The sequence below is a fragment of the Halomarina rubra genome (assembly GCF_023699475.1).
In the GTDB taxonomy this organism is placed as follows: Archaea; Halobacteriota; Halobacteria; order Halobacteriales; family Haloarculaceae; genus Halomarina; species Halomarina rubra.
This window is the reverse complement of sequence record NZ_JALXFV010000008.1, coordinates 915,534-928,730: the sequence shown is the minus strand read 5'-3', so window position 1 is coordinate 928,730 and position 13,197 is coordinate 915,534. Positions and strand designations below refer to the sequence as shown.

Below are 13,197 nucleotides of genomic sequence, written 5' to 3'. Positions count from 1 at the left end.
AGGCCAACCGACGGGTCGCCCTCCGCGAAAACCGGCCGAAACCCCCGAAGTGTTTTACGTGTCGGTTCGTGACACACCCGTACGTTATGAGTGGGGACTTCGACGCCGCGGACGAATCGTGCATGGACGAGACGTTTCGCGCGCTCGCCGACGCCGACCGGCGGTTCGTCCTCCGATATCTCGACCGCAACGGCGCGACGACGGTGTCGACGCTCGGCCACCACCTCGCGGCCCGCCGCAACGACACGGTCCCGGCCGCCGTGACCGAGACCCAGCGTCGGGAAGCGACCATCCGTCTCCACCACGCACACGTCCCGAAGCTCGCGAGCGCGGGCCTCGTCGAGCGACCCGACGGTGACGACCTCGTCGAACCGACGGCGTACCTCACCTCGGTCCTCGCGAGCATCCCGGTCGACCTCTCGTCGGGGTCGGGGTTCTGTCCCGGCGAGTCGACCGCGCTCGACTGAACGGTCCCCACCACTCGCTCGCGTCGCTCTTCGAGCCGTCACGTTCCTCGGAGGACTACTCGGTCGACCCTCCTCGGCCGCCGGTCAGCGCCTCTCGGGTTCGAGCCACGGCTCTGCGACGCCGTCGCCGAACAGTTCGCGCATCAGCGTCACGATGCTCTCGGGGGGGAACTGCCCGCTCTCGGTGACGATGGCGTCGAGGTAGCGCGGCGGCGTCACGTCGAACGCCGGGTTCTCGACGGTGATGTCGCCGATGGCCGCCCGTTCCTCGTCGTCGACGACCTCGCGTTCGTCGCGCATCTCTATCTCGACGGTGTGGCCGGTCATCGTCGCCGGGTGGAGCTTGATGGTCTGGGCGGCGACCATGATGGGGACCCCGCGCTCGCGGGCGTTGACCGCGAGTCCCGACGTCCCGATCTTGTTGATGACGCTGCCGTCGGCGGCGATGGCGTCCGCGCCGACGAGGACGTGGTCGGCGTCGTCGAGGTACCGGCGCGCGGCGTTGTCGACGATGAGCGTGACGGGGACCCCGAGCTCTCGGAGTTGGCGCGCGGTGATGTGGCCCTGGAGTCGCGGGCGGGTCTCCTTGACGATGGCCTCGACGTCCTTGCCCTGCTCGACGGCCGCCTCGACGCACGCCAGCGCGTCCGTCGAGTGGCAGTGGGTCATCACCACGTCGCCGTCCTGGAGGCGGTTCGCGCCGATGGCCCCGAGTTGGGCCTGGGCGCGTCCCAGTCGGCGCTCGAAGTCCGTCGCCGCCTCGACGACGCTCGCGCGCAGGAGCGGGACGTCGCCGCCGTCCATCCGTCGGAGGACGTACCGGAGCGCGTTCGGGAGGCTCACGGCGGTCGGGCGCGTCTCGTGGAGACGACGCGCCGCTACCCGAACCTCCGCCCGGAACGCCTCGGGGGTCTCGGCGTCGGAGGCCTCGGCCTGCTCGCGAAGCGCGGCCGCCGCAGCGGCCCCGATGGTCGCCGCGCCGCGAATCTCCATCGACGCGATGTCCTCGGCGGTCGCTTCGACGGTCGGGTGGAGGTCCATACTGCCGCTACCACGTCAGGGGATAAACAGTTGTTCCGGGTCGCCGTCCGCGGGTCTACACCGGGCCGGACGCTGGTGGGTCTCGCCGTACCGGTGCTACGACGGCGTCTCGCCGGCCGTCGGACTCTCGAACTCGCTGAACCGGTCGGCCCCGCACCGACACCGCCCGTCGGTGGTGGGGAGGATGAACGTCCCGTCGTCGCGCAGTCGAGCGGTGTACGCCCGGCCGCACGCCGAACAGCAGACGATTCGTTGTTGTTGCATGTGAGCACCGTGGACCCGGCGTGCCGATTTCGACCGACTCGGGGCGACACGTCCCAGGTGGACTGTCCGCTACTTGACCTTGACATATAACGGTTGACGCGGCACACGCCGGTCATCTGACGGCTTTCGAAGGACGAAAAGCTCCGCCTGGACGCTCTAGTCGTCCGCCCGGGCGGCGACGCCCGAGAGGTCGACCTCGCCGCGGTCGAGTGCGGCCTCGAGCTGTCTCGTCGCGGTCACCATGTTCTCCATCTTGCCGTAGGCGATGTCGCGGGGCAGCAGTTTCAGCCCACAGTCCGGCGAGACGGTGAGCTGTTCGGGCGGGACGACCTCGAAGCCACGTTGGACGTTCTCGACGATGTCCTCGACGGGTTCGACCTCGGCGGTGTGAGCGTCGACGACACCGAGTGCGAGGTCCGCGGTGAACTCGTGTTCGGTGAACACGTCGAGTTGGTCGTAGTCGCCGTTGCAGAGTTCGACGTCGAACTCGTCGATGGGGAAGTCGAGAATCTCGGGGTAGATGCGCGAGTAGTCGCCGTAACAGACGTGCAACCCGATACGGACGTCCTCGGGGATGCCGTCGGTGATGTACTCCAGACACTCCCCGACGATGGCGTGGTCGTCCGGCGTCGTCGCGAGTGCGGGTTCGTCGATCTGGATGTAGCGCGCGCCTGCCTCGACGAGTTTCTCCACTTCCAGGTTGACGAGTTCGGCGAGCGCGAACGCCAGTTCGGCTTCGTCGTCGTAGTGCTCGTTGAACGACCAGTTCGCCAGGGTGTACGGCCCGGTTATCGGTACCTTGACCGGTCGCTGGGCCACGTCGTTCGTGAACTCGAACTCGTCGACCAGCCACGGTTCGTCGTACTCGACCTCGCTGACGACGCTTGGTTTGTCGAAGTAGTTGTGCCCCCACACCTTGACTGGGCCGTGGAACTCGTAGCCCGCGATACGCTCGGCGAAGTACTCGACCATCTCGTTGCGCCGCATCTCGCCGTCGACGACGGCGTCGAGACCCGCTCGCTCGTGTTCGTTCGTGATGAGTCGCGAGGCGTCGTCTTTCGCCTCCTGCCAGTTGCCCTCGTCGAAGTCGACGTCGATGTCGAAACTCCCGCGCGGTTCGTCGCTGGCGCGGTCGGCCGCTTTGACCTCCAACTCGCCGTGGTGGAGGTCGCGGGCGCGGTTGAGCCACTTCGGTTTGGGGTAGCTCCCCACGACGGTCGTGAGGATGAAGTGGTCGTTCGGGTGGTTCTCGGGGCGGAACTGCTCGCGGTTGGCTGCTGGATTGCGTGTCATGCTTCGACCTCCTCGGGGCGCGTCAGCGCACCCAGTGCATCGAGTTTCGCTTCGAACCGCTCGGTCGGCAGGTAGAACGTCTCGGTGTTCGGCAGGACGTACGCCCGCTCGAACGTCGCGGCGGGCGTGTTCTCCTCGACCCACTCGACGCGCTGGCGCAGCAGGTCCGGCGACTCGACGTTCGTGTTCTGCCCTTCGAGGAACCCGAGTGCGACCGAGTCGGTCGTGCCGTACTCGTTGATGTTGTAGAGGTTGTCCTCGTGGTCGGTCACGAAGTCGTAGCCCACGGCGTCGACGTCGGCGTCGAGCAGGTGCGCGTGCATCTTCTCGCTCAGCGCGCCGTAGAACGGGTAGACGACGCTCTCGGCGGCGCTCGCACCGACGACGCGGTCGATGGCCTCGCTGGCGCGTTCGTCCGCGCCGTCCCCCGGTGGCTCCTCGACGAGCGACGGTTCGAGCACGAGCAGCGTGGCGTGCTCGGGGAACTGCTCGACTTCGCCGACGAGGAACTCGGTGATGGCGTCGAGGAACTCCTCGCCGTAGTGGTCGTCGGTCGCGAGGTCGGCGAGCGTGTAGGGGCCGGGAATCACGGCCTGCAACTCCTCGGCGGGGACGTCGGCGGCCTCGAGGTCCGCCGCGAGGTCGCCCGTCGGCGAGAGGTCGCCGGTGACGACGGGTTCCCGATAGAAGTTGTTGTTGTCGTAGTAGCGGACGATGCCGCGTGTCTCGACGTTCTCGGCGACGGCGAGCGGGTGGGCGAGGATGTCGTCCCACCGGAGTTGGCCCTCGACGATTCGGTCGAGACCCGCCTCCTGCTGGCGGGCCACGACCTCCGAGCGCGCCCGGTCGTACTGGTCGACTACCGCCGGCGGTTCGTCACCGCTGACGAGGTCGTCTTTCTGGTGGCCCTTCAGGTCCGCCAACTCCGACTTCGCCCAGTCGGGCAGCGGGAACAGGCCGGTCGTCGTCGCGACGAGTTCGGTCATCGACCGGGGCTACGGAACGACCCCAGATAATATTTACTCAGTCAGAAAATGCTCTGTGGTTATTCGGCGTGGGTGAGTTCGAGGACGACCAGTCGCTCGAACGGGAACGACTCCTCGGCGAGTTCGCGGGTCGCGAGGCCGTTCGCCGCCGCCCGCTCGCTCACCGCCTCGACGTCGGTCAGCGAGGAGACGAGCAGGAACCCCCGGCCGGCGGGTGCGAGCACGCGCGGCAGGTCGTCGAGGAACGGGTCGATGGCGCGTCGCCCGTCGGGGCCGCCCGACAGCGCGTACTCCATCCAGTCGTCCCACTCCGCGTCGGGGTCGGTCGGCAGGTACGGCGGGTTGAACGTGACGGCGTCGAACGGCCCGGCGAGTCCGTCGAGCAGGTTCGACCGGACGGCCGTGACGCCGTGGTCGCGCGCCTCCCGGACCGCGAGCGGGCTGATGTCGACGCCGAGGACGTCGACGCCCGTCGCCTCCGCGACCGTCGCGGCGACGTAGCCCGACCCCGTCCCGACGTCGACGACCCGTGCGTCGGCCTCCAGATTCGCCACCTGCTCGGCGGTGGTCTCGGCCAGCAGGTGGGAGTCCTCGGCCGGTTGGTACACCTGCTCGGTCGCCTTCTCGCGGTCGACCATCTAGTCGTCACCTCCGGAGCGTTGCTCCGGCCCGCGCATCGGTGCGTCGACGTCCGCGTCGAACGTCGCCTCCGGGCGCGTCGAGAGGACGCGCTGTGGGAACGGAATGGCGACGCCCTCGTCCTCGAAGCGCGTCTTGACGGCCTCGACGACCGCGCTACGGGCCTGCCAGTACCGGGCCGCGCTCGGGTTCTTTATCCAGAAGCGCAGTTCGAGCACGACGGCGCTGTCCCCGAATCGCGTCACGACCGCCCGTGGACCGGGCGTCTCCATCAACTCGTCGCAGTCGCGCATCGCCTCCTCGGACAGCGAGACCGCCCGCTCGACGTCGGCGTCGTAGTCGACGCCGACCTCCAGTGACACCCGGAGCCGACCCATCCGCGAGCGGTTGACGATGTCGTTCGAGGTCACCTCGTCGTTCGGGATGATGACGTGCTCGTCGTCGAACGTCCGCAAGGTCGTGTTGAACAGGCTGATGTCACGGACGATGCCCTCTCGGTCGGACATCTCGACCCAGTCGCCGATCTCGAACGGTCGCGAGAAGAGGAGGACGAACCCCGCGAACACCGCCCCGAGCGTCTGTCTGGCGGCGAGACCGAGCACGACACCCAGCGCCCCCGCACTGAGCACGAGGTCACGTGGGTTGACGCCGACCAGCCCGAGGAGGACGAGGATGGTCAGGAGGTAGATGGCGAGCTGGACGACGTGGTGGAACGCCTCCTGGCGGTGGCCGGTGATGTAGTCGCTGTCGCGCTCGACGAGCAGCGTCTTGCTGATGCGCGTCAGCGTGTAGGCGACGACGACGACGAGTCCCGCGACTAGCGCCCGGACGCCAGCCTCGACGGGTTCGATACCTCCCACCCCGAGCGTCTCGACGAGCTGGTCGGCTGCGTCCCACGTCGTCAGGATGAACCACCCAGTCGCGATGGCCGCGAGCATGAACACGATGGACTGCGTCGCGTCCGCGGTCACCGAATCGACGCGACGTTCGAGCGGGTCACCCAGTCGTTTCACCAACAGCGCGACGAGCGCGAGAGCCAACAGCGCCAGTGCGGTCTGGACGACCGACTCCACATCTACCCCGAGAACCCCCCCGCCCTGCATCAGCGTGGGTCCCCGTGCTCCCACGCCAGCGACGCCAACGCGGCGAAGTCCGCCGGCGAGAGGTCGCCCGCTCGCGCGCTCAACAGCTCTTCGTCGGCCACGTCGACGACGGCGTCGGCGTCGTCCAGTTCCGAGATGTGGGCCGTGTTGCGGATGGCGTTTCGGACGGTCTTCCGACGCTGGGTGAACACGGCCGTGACGAACCGCAAGAAGAACTCGGCGTTCGGGACGGCGTAGTCCGGGTCGCGCGGCGTCGCGCGGACGACGGCGCTCTCGACGGCCGGCGCGGGCGAGAACGCCTCCTTCGGAACCGGCTCGACCACCTCGACGTCGGCGTAGTGGCCCGCCGTCACCGAGAGACGACCGTACTCGGCCGTTCCGGGGTCGGCGGCCATCCGCTCGGCGAACTCACGCTGGAACATCAACACGAGCGGGATACCGAGCGGGAGCAGGCGGAACGTTATCTCCGAGGAGACGCTGTACGGCAGGTTCGAGACGCTCGCGGTGACGTCGTCCGGTAACTCCACGTCGAGCGCGTCGCCTTCGAGGACGGTCAGGTCCCCCGCATCGACGGCGTCCGCGAACTCCTCGCGGAGGAACCCCGCGAACATCGGGTCGCGCTCGACGACCGTCACGCGGCCGTCCTCGGGCGCGCTCGCGAGCAGGCGGTCGGTCAGCACGCCCGGCCCACCGCCGATTTCGAGGACGTGGCTGCGGTCGGCGTCTTCCGGGAGGTACCCCGGGATGCGGTCGACGACCCGGTCGTCGACGAGGAAGTGCTGGTCGTGGTTCGGGTCGCCCCGCGCCCCCGCGCGGCGGATGAGGGCGTCGGGGTCGCGCGTGCCGGCCGTCACCGGTCGCTCGCTCATTGGCCCGGTGTACTCCGTCGGCGGGCAAAAAGGCGTTTCATCGCGCTCGCCGCGCTCAGGCCGTCACGAACGAGCGGTACTTCAGGTCGTCTTCCCGTATCTCTTCGAGGATGCGCTCGACGATGACCTTCTTCGGGTCGTGGAGCCCCTTGACGCGTTCGTCGAGGTCATCGAAGCTCTCGAACGGCTGCCGGCGACGCTGGTCGACGATGTTGTCCCTGAGCTTCTCGCCGATGCCCGGGAGCAGGTTCAACTGGTGGAGGCGCAGCGTGATGGGCTGGGCCTCGTTGTAGTGGTTCACGAACCGCTGTTCGTCCTCGTCGACGATGTCCTCGACGGCGTACTGGACCTCGGAGCGCGCGCTGCCCGACAGGTCCTCGAACGAGACCCGCGACACCGTCGTGACCTCGTCACCGTGGACGTCGATGCGGTCGCCGAACGAGACGTCTGCGCCGTCGGCGACGACACACTCGTACAGTCGGAAGTCGTCGACACCGAGGGCGTACGCCAGCGGCTGTTTCTGGTAGCGGGGGCGGTCGTCGTCGGCTCGCCCGTGTGGGAGGACGTCGAGAACGACAGCGCCCGAACCGCCGTCGGCACTGGACATGTGCCACTCAACGCGAAGGAGATATTTAAGGGTACGTCGAGTGCGAGTCGCCTGTCACGTTCGGCACGTGGCCCCGCCGGAACGCGGGTCGCTCAGACGTACTTCTTGACGACGTTGAGGAGGTCGTCGAGTTCGTCGCCCGACAGCGAGTAACGCTGTTGGGCGTACACCGAGCGCATCTCGGCGCGGGTGCGCGGAAGCAGGTCGGCGATCTTGAACGCGATGGTCTCGGTGACCTTCTCGTGTTCCTGCAGCTCCTCGACGAGCGCACGAGAGTCCTCGGCGTCGAGTTCGGCGAACCGGTTGACGTGTTCGATGGCGCGCGCGAGTTCGTAGCGCATCTCGCGCTCCTCGTCGAGCGCGCGTTCGTCCTCGATGTCGGCGAGCAGTTCCTTCACTTCGGGAACGGTGAGATACTCCTCGTCGACGATTTCCTTGAATATCGTCATTACCTACTCCTGCTGGCGCGTCAGGTGCGCGGCGCGGGCGATGAGCGTCTTGTCCTTGCCGCCGTCGTTGATCTGCACCTTGAACGCGCGACCCTGCTTGCCGACGACGGTGCCGGTGTGGCCGTTGAACCGCGGGTGGAACCGGCCCTCGGGCGTCGAGGGGTCGATCTGCAGGTGGACCTTCTCGCCGTCCTCGTACTGCTGGATCTTGCGCTGGGGGGGCGACGTCCCGCGCTTGCGTGGGTCGTTCGACAGCTTCTCACGGGTACCGTGGTAGGGGCCCTTGGAACTCGGCATTTGCCGTGGATACCAACACGACGGACATAAAAGGCACGTTCCACGCTCACCGACGTGGGTCGTTGCCACGGCGACGACTCGCGACCAGCCACGCCACGAGGAACACGACCACGACCGCGAACCGGTCGAACAGCAGGTGTCTGAGCGGGTGTGCCATCGGGTGGAACCGCTCGCGACGGACCACGACGCGGTCTTCGAACACCGCGAGCACCAGCGCGTCCGTCGCGCTCACCTCGCGATAGACGCGCCGGGCGGTCCAGGGAATCGAGAACGGCGAGTGGGCGAACCCCGGCGGGAGGACGTCGCCCTCGCGGGACATCGTCACTCGGCGGCCCGGCGGGAGAACGCGCACCCGGTCGAGTGCCGCGGCCGAGACGAGTGGCTGTGCCCCACGCATACGCCCCCTGAGCGCGGACGAGGGTTTCACTCCGTTGGTAGCGGCGGGTTCGGCACGCGAGTCGCTCGCCGGAGTTCGGCGACGGCGGCCGCTCCGGGGGAACTGAGAACGGTGAGAACTGTTCGGACGCTCAGATGCGGCCGACTTCGTCGACGCCGACGCTCTCGACGCCCTCGACGTTCTCGAAGGCCTCCTCGACGGCCTCCGTCCCGCCGGCCTCGTCGGGGACGATGACGGTCGGCAGCAGCGCGATGAGACCGAACGCGACGTCCTCGCGGTCGGTCCGCGAGATCTTCGCGCCCTCTGGGAGCGAGTCCTCGAGACGGCTCTCGAGGTCCTCGAGGTCGATCTCGGGGTCGTTCGGCATGACCTTGAGTCGGGCGGCGACCTTCCCCATGATTACGGCCCCGTGAACCCGCAGTCCGGGCACTCGTAGAGGTTGCTCTGCTTGCGGCACTTCGAGCAGCGGTAGATCTGCTGGCCACAGTCGGGGCACTTGAACGCGGCCGCCGTCGTCCCGGAGATGTTGATCCCGCAGGAGACGCACTTGCGCTTCTGGCGCTGTTCCTGACTCATACCTCACGTCACCGGCCGGCGCGGTTTAATCCTTGTCAAACCGACGGGGGCGTGCGATGTCGACACACGGTGCGAAGAGCGCCCGGTGGTGACCGCCAGAACCCCTCTGCCCGTACGGGTTCGGTTCAGACGCGCTCGAACTTCGTCCCGTACCGCGTGACGCCCTCCTGGGTGTACAGTCGCCGCAGAACGCCTCGAACCTCGTCGCCGACGCTCGCCTCGCCGACGACCTGCCCCGGCAGGCTGACGCTCCCGGCACCGTCGGCGGCCTCGAAGCGGACGACGGCGACCCCGAACGCACCACCACGCGCCTGCTGGGGGGCGAACTCCGGCGGCGCGCCACCCTGGCCGATTCGAGTCGCGGCCTCGACGGTCCCGGTGGGTGCGAGGCTGACCGCCTCGTAGTCGACCAGTTCCCGACAGTCGGGGCACGCTCCCTCCGGCGGGAACGCGAGCGCGTCGCAGTCGGGACATCGACCGGCGACGAGACGGTGGCGCTGTGGGAGCGAGCGGGTCCACGTCGGCATCGTGACGTAGGCCGCGCCGGTGCCGGCCTCCTCGTCGCTCAACTCGCCGCGCAGTCGGAGGGCCTCGGCGTACTCCACCGTCTCCCCGGCGTCCAGCGCGAGCGAAGCGGGGATGGTTCCAGTCGACTCGACGCGGAGGACGTCCGCGCCGCCTCCGCCGACGCCGACGCAGACGACGGTCTCGTGACCCTCCGCGAGCGCCCGCGCGAGCGCGACCGGCGCGCTCGCCGCCCCGAGGTCCCCCAACTCGTGGACCGGGCTGCAAGCACGGATGGCCTCGCTCTCGACTCCGAGCGCGCCGGTCGCGCGGTACGGTCGTTTCCCGTCGGGGGCCGTGATGGCGACGGCGTCGGCGTCCTCGGTCCGCACGTCCTCGCAAGCGGTCGCGACGGGGTCGACGAACGCCGAGCGGTCGTACGTCGAGACGCCGAGTCCCTCGACCGTCTCGCTGCCGGCCCGTCGGAACCGGACGCCCGGTGCGGGTTCGGCGTGGGTCGCGTGTGCGGTGACCGTCGTCGGCGCGACCCCCTCGGGCCCGGTCAGGAACGCCGCCGCTCCCGCCCCGGCGGCGTGGCCGCGGTCGTCGTCGGGCGCTCCACGTGGGCAGTCCGCGACCACGACGAGTCCCGACCCGGGCGCGTCGAGCAGGGCGGCGGTCCCCGCGCGGACGCTCCCGGTGTAGAGTCGGGTCGTGGTGTCCTCGGGCACGCCGAGCATCGAGGCGAGGCGTGCGAGCAGGTCACCCTCTGCCATCGGCGGCGTGGTCGTGGCGAAGCCGAGCCAGTCGAGCGCGTTCGGTTCGACGCCTCCAGCGTCGAGCGCTCGCTTCGCCGCCGCGACGCCCATCGTCAGGGCGTCCTCGTCGGCGGCCGGGACCGCGGTGGACTCGACACCCGACGGCGAACTCCCCCACGCCGCGTCGATGGCGTCGGCGGGGAGACGTCGCGACGGGGCGTACGCACCCACTGCGCGGATGGCGGGTCGACTCATCGGTCGTCACCTCCTTCCTCGCGTTCTCGCGGGCGGTGCCCGCTCGACTCTCCCGAGGAGCGCGGCTCCTCGCGCTCCAGCACGTGGACGACCGCGGCCCCACCGCTCCCACCGACGTTGTGGGTCAGCCCGACGCGTGCGCCATCGACCTGCCTGTCGCCCGCCGTGCCCGAGAGCTGGTGGAACGCCTCCGAGAGCTGTCCCGTCCCGGTCGCGCCGATGGGGTGGCCCTTCGACTTCAGCCCGCCCGAGGGGTTGACGGGGAGTTCGCCGTCGAGGGCCGTCGCGCCGCTCGCGACGTACGGGCCGGCCTCGCCCGGTTCGCAGAACCCGAGGTCCTCGTAGGCCATCAGCTCCGCGATGGCGAAGCAGTCGTGGACCTCCGCGAAGTCGACGTCCTCCGGTCCCATGTCGGCCTCTGCGTAGGCCGTCTCGGCGGCCCGCTGACTCGCGGGGACCGCGGTGTAGGTGTCCCGCTGGAACAGGCCCACCGAGTCCGCGGCCGCGCCGACGCCCGCGACCCGGATGCGGTCGTCGGTGAACTCGTCGACGACGTCCTCGCTGACGAGCAGGACGCACGCCGCACCGTCGGTGGTCGGACAGCAGTGGAACAGCGTGAGCGGGTCGGCGACGGTGGGGGCGTTCGTCGCCTGTTCGAGCGAGCACTCGAATCGGAGGTGCGCGTGGGGGTTCTTCGCGCCGTTGGCGTGGTTCTTCACCGCGACGTGGCTGAGGTGGTCCTGCGTCGTACCGTACTCGGCCATGTGCGCGCTGGCCATCTGGGCGTAGACGCCCGAGAACGTCGTTCCGGAGAGCCGTTCCCACTCGGTCTCGCCAGAGACGCCCAGCCAGAACCGCACGGCGTCGTTCGACACGTCGGTCATCACCTCGACGCCGCCCGCGAGGACGACGTCGGCGGTCCCCGCACGGATGGCGTTGACGCCCTGGCGGACGGCGCTGCCCCCCGCCGCACAGGCGTTCTCGACGCGCGTCACGGGGATGCCGTCGAGGCCGACGTGGTCGGCGACGGCGGGACCCGGGAGGCCGAGTTGGCGACCGCCCACGCCGAGCGTGCCGACGTACGCCTCGTCGATGGCCGACCGGTCGACTCCCGCGGGGACGCTGTCGCACGCCGCCTCGAAGGCGGTGGCGAACAGCGAACGGTAGGTCTCGTCGGGGAACGAACCGAAGTCCGACTGGCCGGCCCCGACGACGTAGACTTCGGACATACGTGCCTCTCGGTTCGGCCCCGTCTTGACGATACGGGTCGAACGTGACTGTCTTCGTGTCCGGCCGGTGCCACGACGAGGTGCCAGCCACCAACTATAAGTATCATAGTGCAAAAGATAGAATTAGATGCGTCTAATCTTTCGACGAGTGGTGATGTGTGATGGGTAGCGTTCTCGGCGGTCTCGTCTCGCAGGCGGAGGGGGTGTTCGGGGTCGTGCCGCCGGAGATAGCGGAGATATTCGTCGCGTCGGTCCGCGACGGCTTCGTCCAGGTCAGCGCGTTCGTCGCGGTGACCGTCCTCCTGTTCAGCTACGTCCAGTACAAGACCGACGGGCGACTCATCCGGCGTCTCGAGGAGAACGAGCGTGCCCAACCGCTCGTCGGTGCGCTGATGGGGCTGACGCCGGGGTGTGGTGGTGCCATCGTGATGATGCCGCTGTACCTCCGCGGGTCCGTCTCGTTCGGGACGGTCGTCGCGACGCTGGCGGCGACCGCGGGCGACAGCGCGTTCGTCATCCTCGCGCTCGCTCCCGAAGCCGCGCTGTACGCCTACGGGTTGGCGTTCGTCGCCGCGGTGCTGTTCGGCTACGCTATCGACAGCTTCGGCCTCGGCGTCGGGCGCGTCGACCACGCGGTCCGGCGCATCGGTGGCGTCGAGACCGACGGCGGCGTCACCACCGACGGCGGGTTCGCCGCCCCCGGCGGGAGCCACGTCCACCACTACGAGGACGAAGCCGGCTGTGAGATCGAGGCCCCGACGCGCGAGTCGACGGTCCTGCGACGACTCACCGAGGGCGCACTCGCGCTGTGGTGGGTCGCCGCCGCGGTCGCGCTCGTCGCCGGCACGCTCTACCTCCTGCGTGGCGCACCCGACGTCGCGATCGAACTCGGCGTGAGCTACGCGGGTGTGTTCACCGTCGCCGGCATCGTCGGCACCGCCCTGTCGTTCTACCTCTACTTCGTGGGGCGGCGATACGTCGGGCACGGTCACGTCGGCCGCGGCCGCGACACGTTCGCCACTCTCCAGGAGACGTTCACCCACGCCGCCATGGAGACGTCGTTCGTCACCGTCTGGGTCATCGCCGCGTACCTGCTGTACGAGTACCCCGTCGCGCTGTTGAACATCGACATCGCCGCGATGGCTGTCGCCGCCGGCGTCCTCGCGCCCATCGCGGGCGCGCTGCTCGGTCTCATCCCCGGCTGTGGCCCCCAGATCGTGCTCGCGACGGCGTACGCCGAGGGAGCCATCCCGTTCTCGACGCTGACGGCCAACGCCATCAGCCAGGACGGCGACGCGCTGTTCCCGCTCATCGCCATCGACAAGACCGCCGCCGTGGTCGCCTCCATCTACACGACCATCCCGGCGCTCATCGTCGGCGTCGCCGTCCACCTCGCCGTCGGCCCGCTGTTCGGCTTCGGCGTGCTCTGAGCCGGCGCAACCGATTTCTCCCGCCCGTCCGTC

General features: G+C 69.1%; 17 protein-coding genes. 2 read left to right on the top strand and 15 right to left on the bottom strand.

Going from position 1 to position 13,197, the window contains the following annotated elements:
* The first annotated feature begins 86 nt into the window (after window positions 1-86).
* Window positions 87-467, top strand: a complete 381-nt coding sequence (locus M1L36_RS19940) for a DUF7344 domain-containing protein (protein ID WP_250875492.1) — start codon at window positions 87-89, stop codon at window positions 465-467.
* A gap of 84 nt (window positions 468-551) precedes the next feature.
* On the opposite strand, the gene M1L36_RS19935 is transcribed toward M1L36_RS19940, so the two are convergent.
* The 15 genes from M1L36_RS19935 to M1L36_RS19865 all read right to left on the bottom strand — a co-directional run bounded on the left by M1L36_RS19935 (window position 552) and on the right by M1L36_RS19865 (window position 11,734).
* Window positions 552-1,508: a ribose 1,5-bisphosphate isomerase gene (locus tag M1L36_RS19935; protein WP_250875491.1), complete on the bottom strand. Its 957-nt coding sequence runs from the start codon at window positions 1,506-1,508 to the stop codon at window positions 552-554.
* Window positions 1,509-1,604: 96 nt separating this feature from the next.
* Entirely contained in the window at window positions 1,605-1,772 is a 168-nt protein-coding gene (locus M1L36_RS19930) for a hypothetical protein (protein WP_250875490.1), read from the bottom strand.
* Between the two features lie 156 nt (window positions 1,773-1,928).
* Window positions 1,929-3,065, bottom strand: a complete 1,137-nt coding sequence (locus M1L36_RS19925; protein WP_250875489.1) for a methionine synthase — start codon at window positions 3,063-3,065, stop codon at window positions 1,929-1,931.
* The gene (locus tag M1L36_RS19920) at window positions 3,062-4,051 is read right to left on the bottom strand and encodes a 5-methyltetrahydropteroyltriglutamate--homocysteine methyltransferase (protein ID WP_250875488.1); all 990 of its coding nucleotides are present in this window, start codon (window positions 4,049-4,051) and stop codon (window positions 3,062-3,064) included. Before M1L36_RS19920 ends, M1L36_RS19925 begins: the two co-directional genes overlap by 4 nt.
* A 59-nt stretch (window positions 4,052-4,110) precedes the next feature.
* A complete protein-coding gene (locus tag M1L36_RS19915) occupies window positions 4,111-4,689 on the bottom strand; it encodes a HemK2/MTQ2 family protein methyltransferase (protein ID WP_250875487.1) in 579 nt (192 codons plus the stop codon).
* Window positions 4,690-5,763, bottom strand: coding sequence for a mechanosensitive ion channel family protein (locus tag M1L36_RS19910; RefSeq protein WP_250875486.1), 1,074 nt, complete (start codon window positions 5,761-5,763; stop codon window positions 4,690-4,692). It lies immediately after the preceding gene.
* A gap of 29 nt (window positions 5,764-5,792) precedes the next feature.
* Entirely contained in the window at window positions 5,793-6,662 is an 870-nt protein-coding gene (locus tag M1L36_RS19905; RefSeq protein WP_250875485.1) for a 16S ribosomal RNA methyltransferase A, read from the bottom strand.
* Window positions 6,663-6,717: 55 nt separating this feature from the next.
* On the bottom strand, window positions 6,718-7,269 hold the full coding sequence (locus M1L36_RS19900) for a DUF655 domain-containing protein (protein ID WP_250875484.1): 552 nt from the start codon (window positions 7,267-7,269) through the stop codon (window positions 6,718-6,720).
* A gap of 92 nt (window positions 7,270-7,361) precedes the next feature.
* Window positions 7,362-7,718: an RNA polymerase Rpb4 family protein gene (locus tag M1L36_RS19895; RefSeq protein ID WP_250875483.1), complete on the bottom strand. Its 357-nt coding sequence runs from the start codon at window positions 7,716-7,718 to the stop codon at window positions 7,362-7,364.
* Between the two features lie 3 nt (window positions 7,719-7,721).
* Window positions 7,722-8,015 (bottom strand): 50S ribosomal protein L21e, encoded by a 294-nt coding sequence (locus tag M1L36_RS19890; protein ID WP_250875482.1) that lies wholly within the window; start codon window positions 8,013-8,015, stop codon window positions 7,722-7,724.
* Window positions 8,016-8,061: 46 nt separating this feature from the next.
* Window positions 8,062-8,412: a hypothetical protein gene (locus tag M1L36_RS19885; protein WP_250875481.1), complete on the bottom strand. Its 351-nt coding sequence runs from the start codon at window positions 8,410-8,412 to the stop codon at window positions 8,062-8,064.
* 130 nt (window positions 8,413-8,542) lie between these two features.
* Window positions 8,543-8,809 carry an elongation factor 1-beta gene (locus M1L36_RS19880; RefSeq protein ID WP_250875480.1) on the bottom strand — a complete coding sequence of 89 codons (267 nt, stop codon included), beginning with the start codon at window positions 8,807-8,809 and terminating at the stop codon, window positions 8,543-8,545.
* A 2-nt stretch (window positions 8,810-8,811) separates the two neighbouring features.
* Complete coding sequence (locus tag M1L36_RS19875; protein WP_250875479.1) at window positions 8,812-8,988, bottom strand: HVO_2753 family zinc finger protein; 177 nt, start codon at window positions 8,986-8,988, stop codon at window positions 8,812-8,814.
* Between the two features lie 125 nt (window positions 8,989-9,113).
* On the bottom strand, window positions 9,114-10,505 hold the full coding sequence (locus M1L36_RS19870) for a zinc ribbon domain-containing protein (RefSeq protein WP_250875478.1): 1,392 nt from the start codon (window positions 10,503-10,505) through the stop codon (window positions 9,114-9,116).
* Window positions 10,502-11,734 carry a thiolase domain-containing protein gene (locus M1L36_RS19865; protein ID WP_250875477.1) on the bottom strand — a complete coding sequence of 411 codons (1,233 nt, stop codon included), beginning with the start codon at window positions 11,732-11,734 and terminating at the stop codon, window positions 10,502-10,504. The genes M1L36_RS19870 and M1L36_RS19865 overlap by 4 nt, the downstream gene beginning before the upstream one ends.
* Before the next feature lie 161 nt (window positions 11,735-11,895).
* Here M1L36_RS19865 and M1L36_RS19860 point away from each other — a divergent pair, with 161 nt between their 5' ends.
* Window positions 11,896-13,164, top strand: a complete 1,269-nt coding sequence (locus M1L36_RS19860) for a putative manganese transporter (RefSeq protein WP_250875476.1) — start codon at window positions 11,896-11,898, stop codon at window positions 13,162-13,164.
* The last annotated feature ends 33 nt before the right edge of the window (window positions 13,165-13,197 follow it).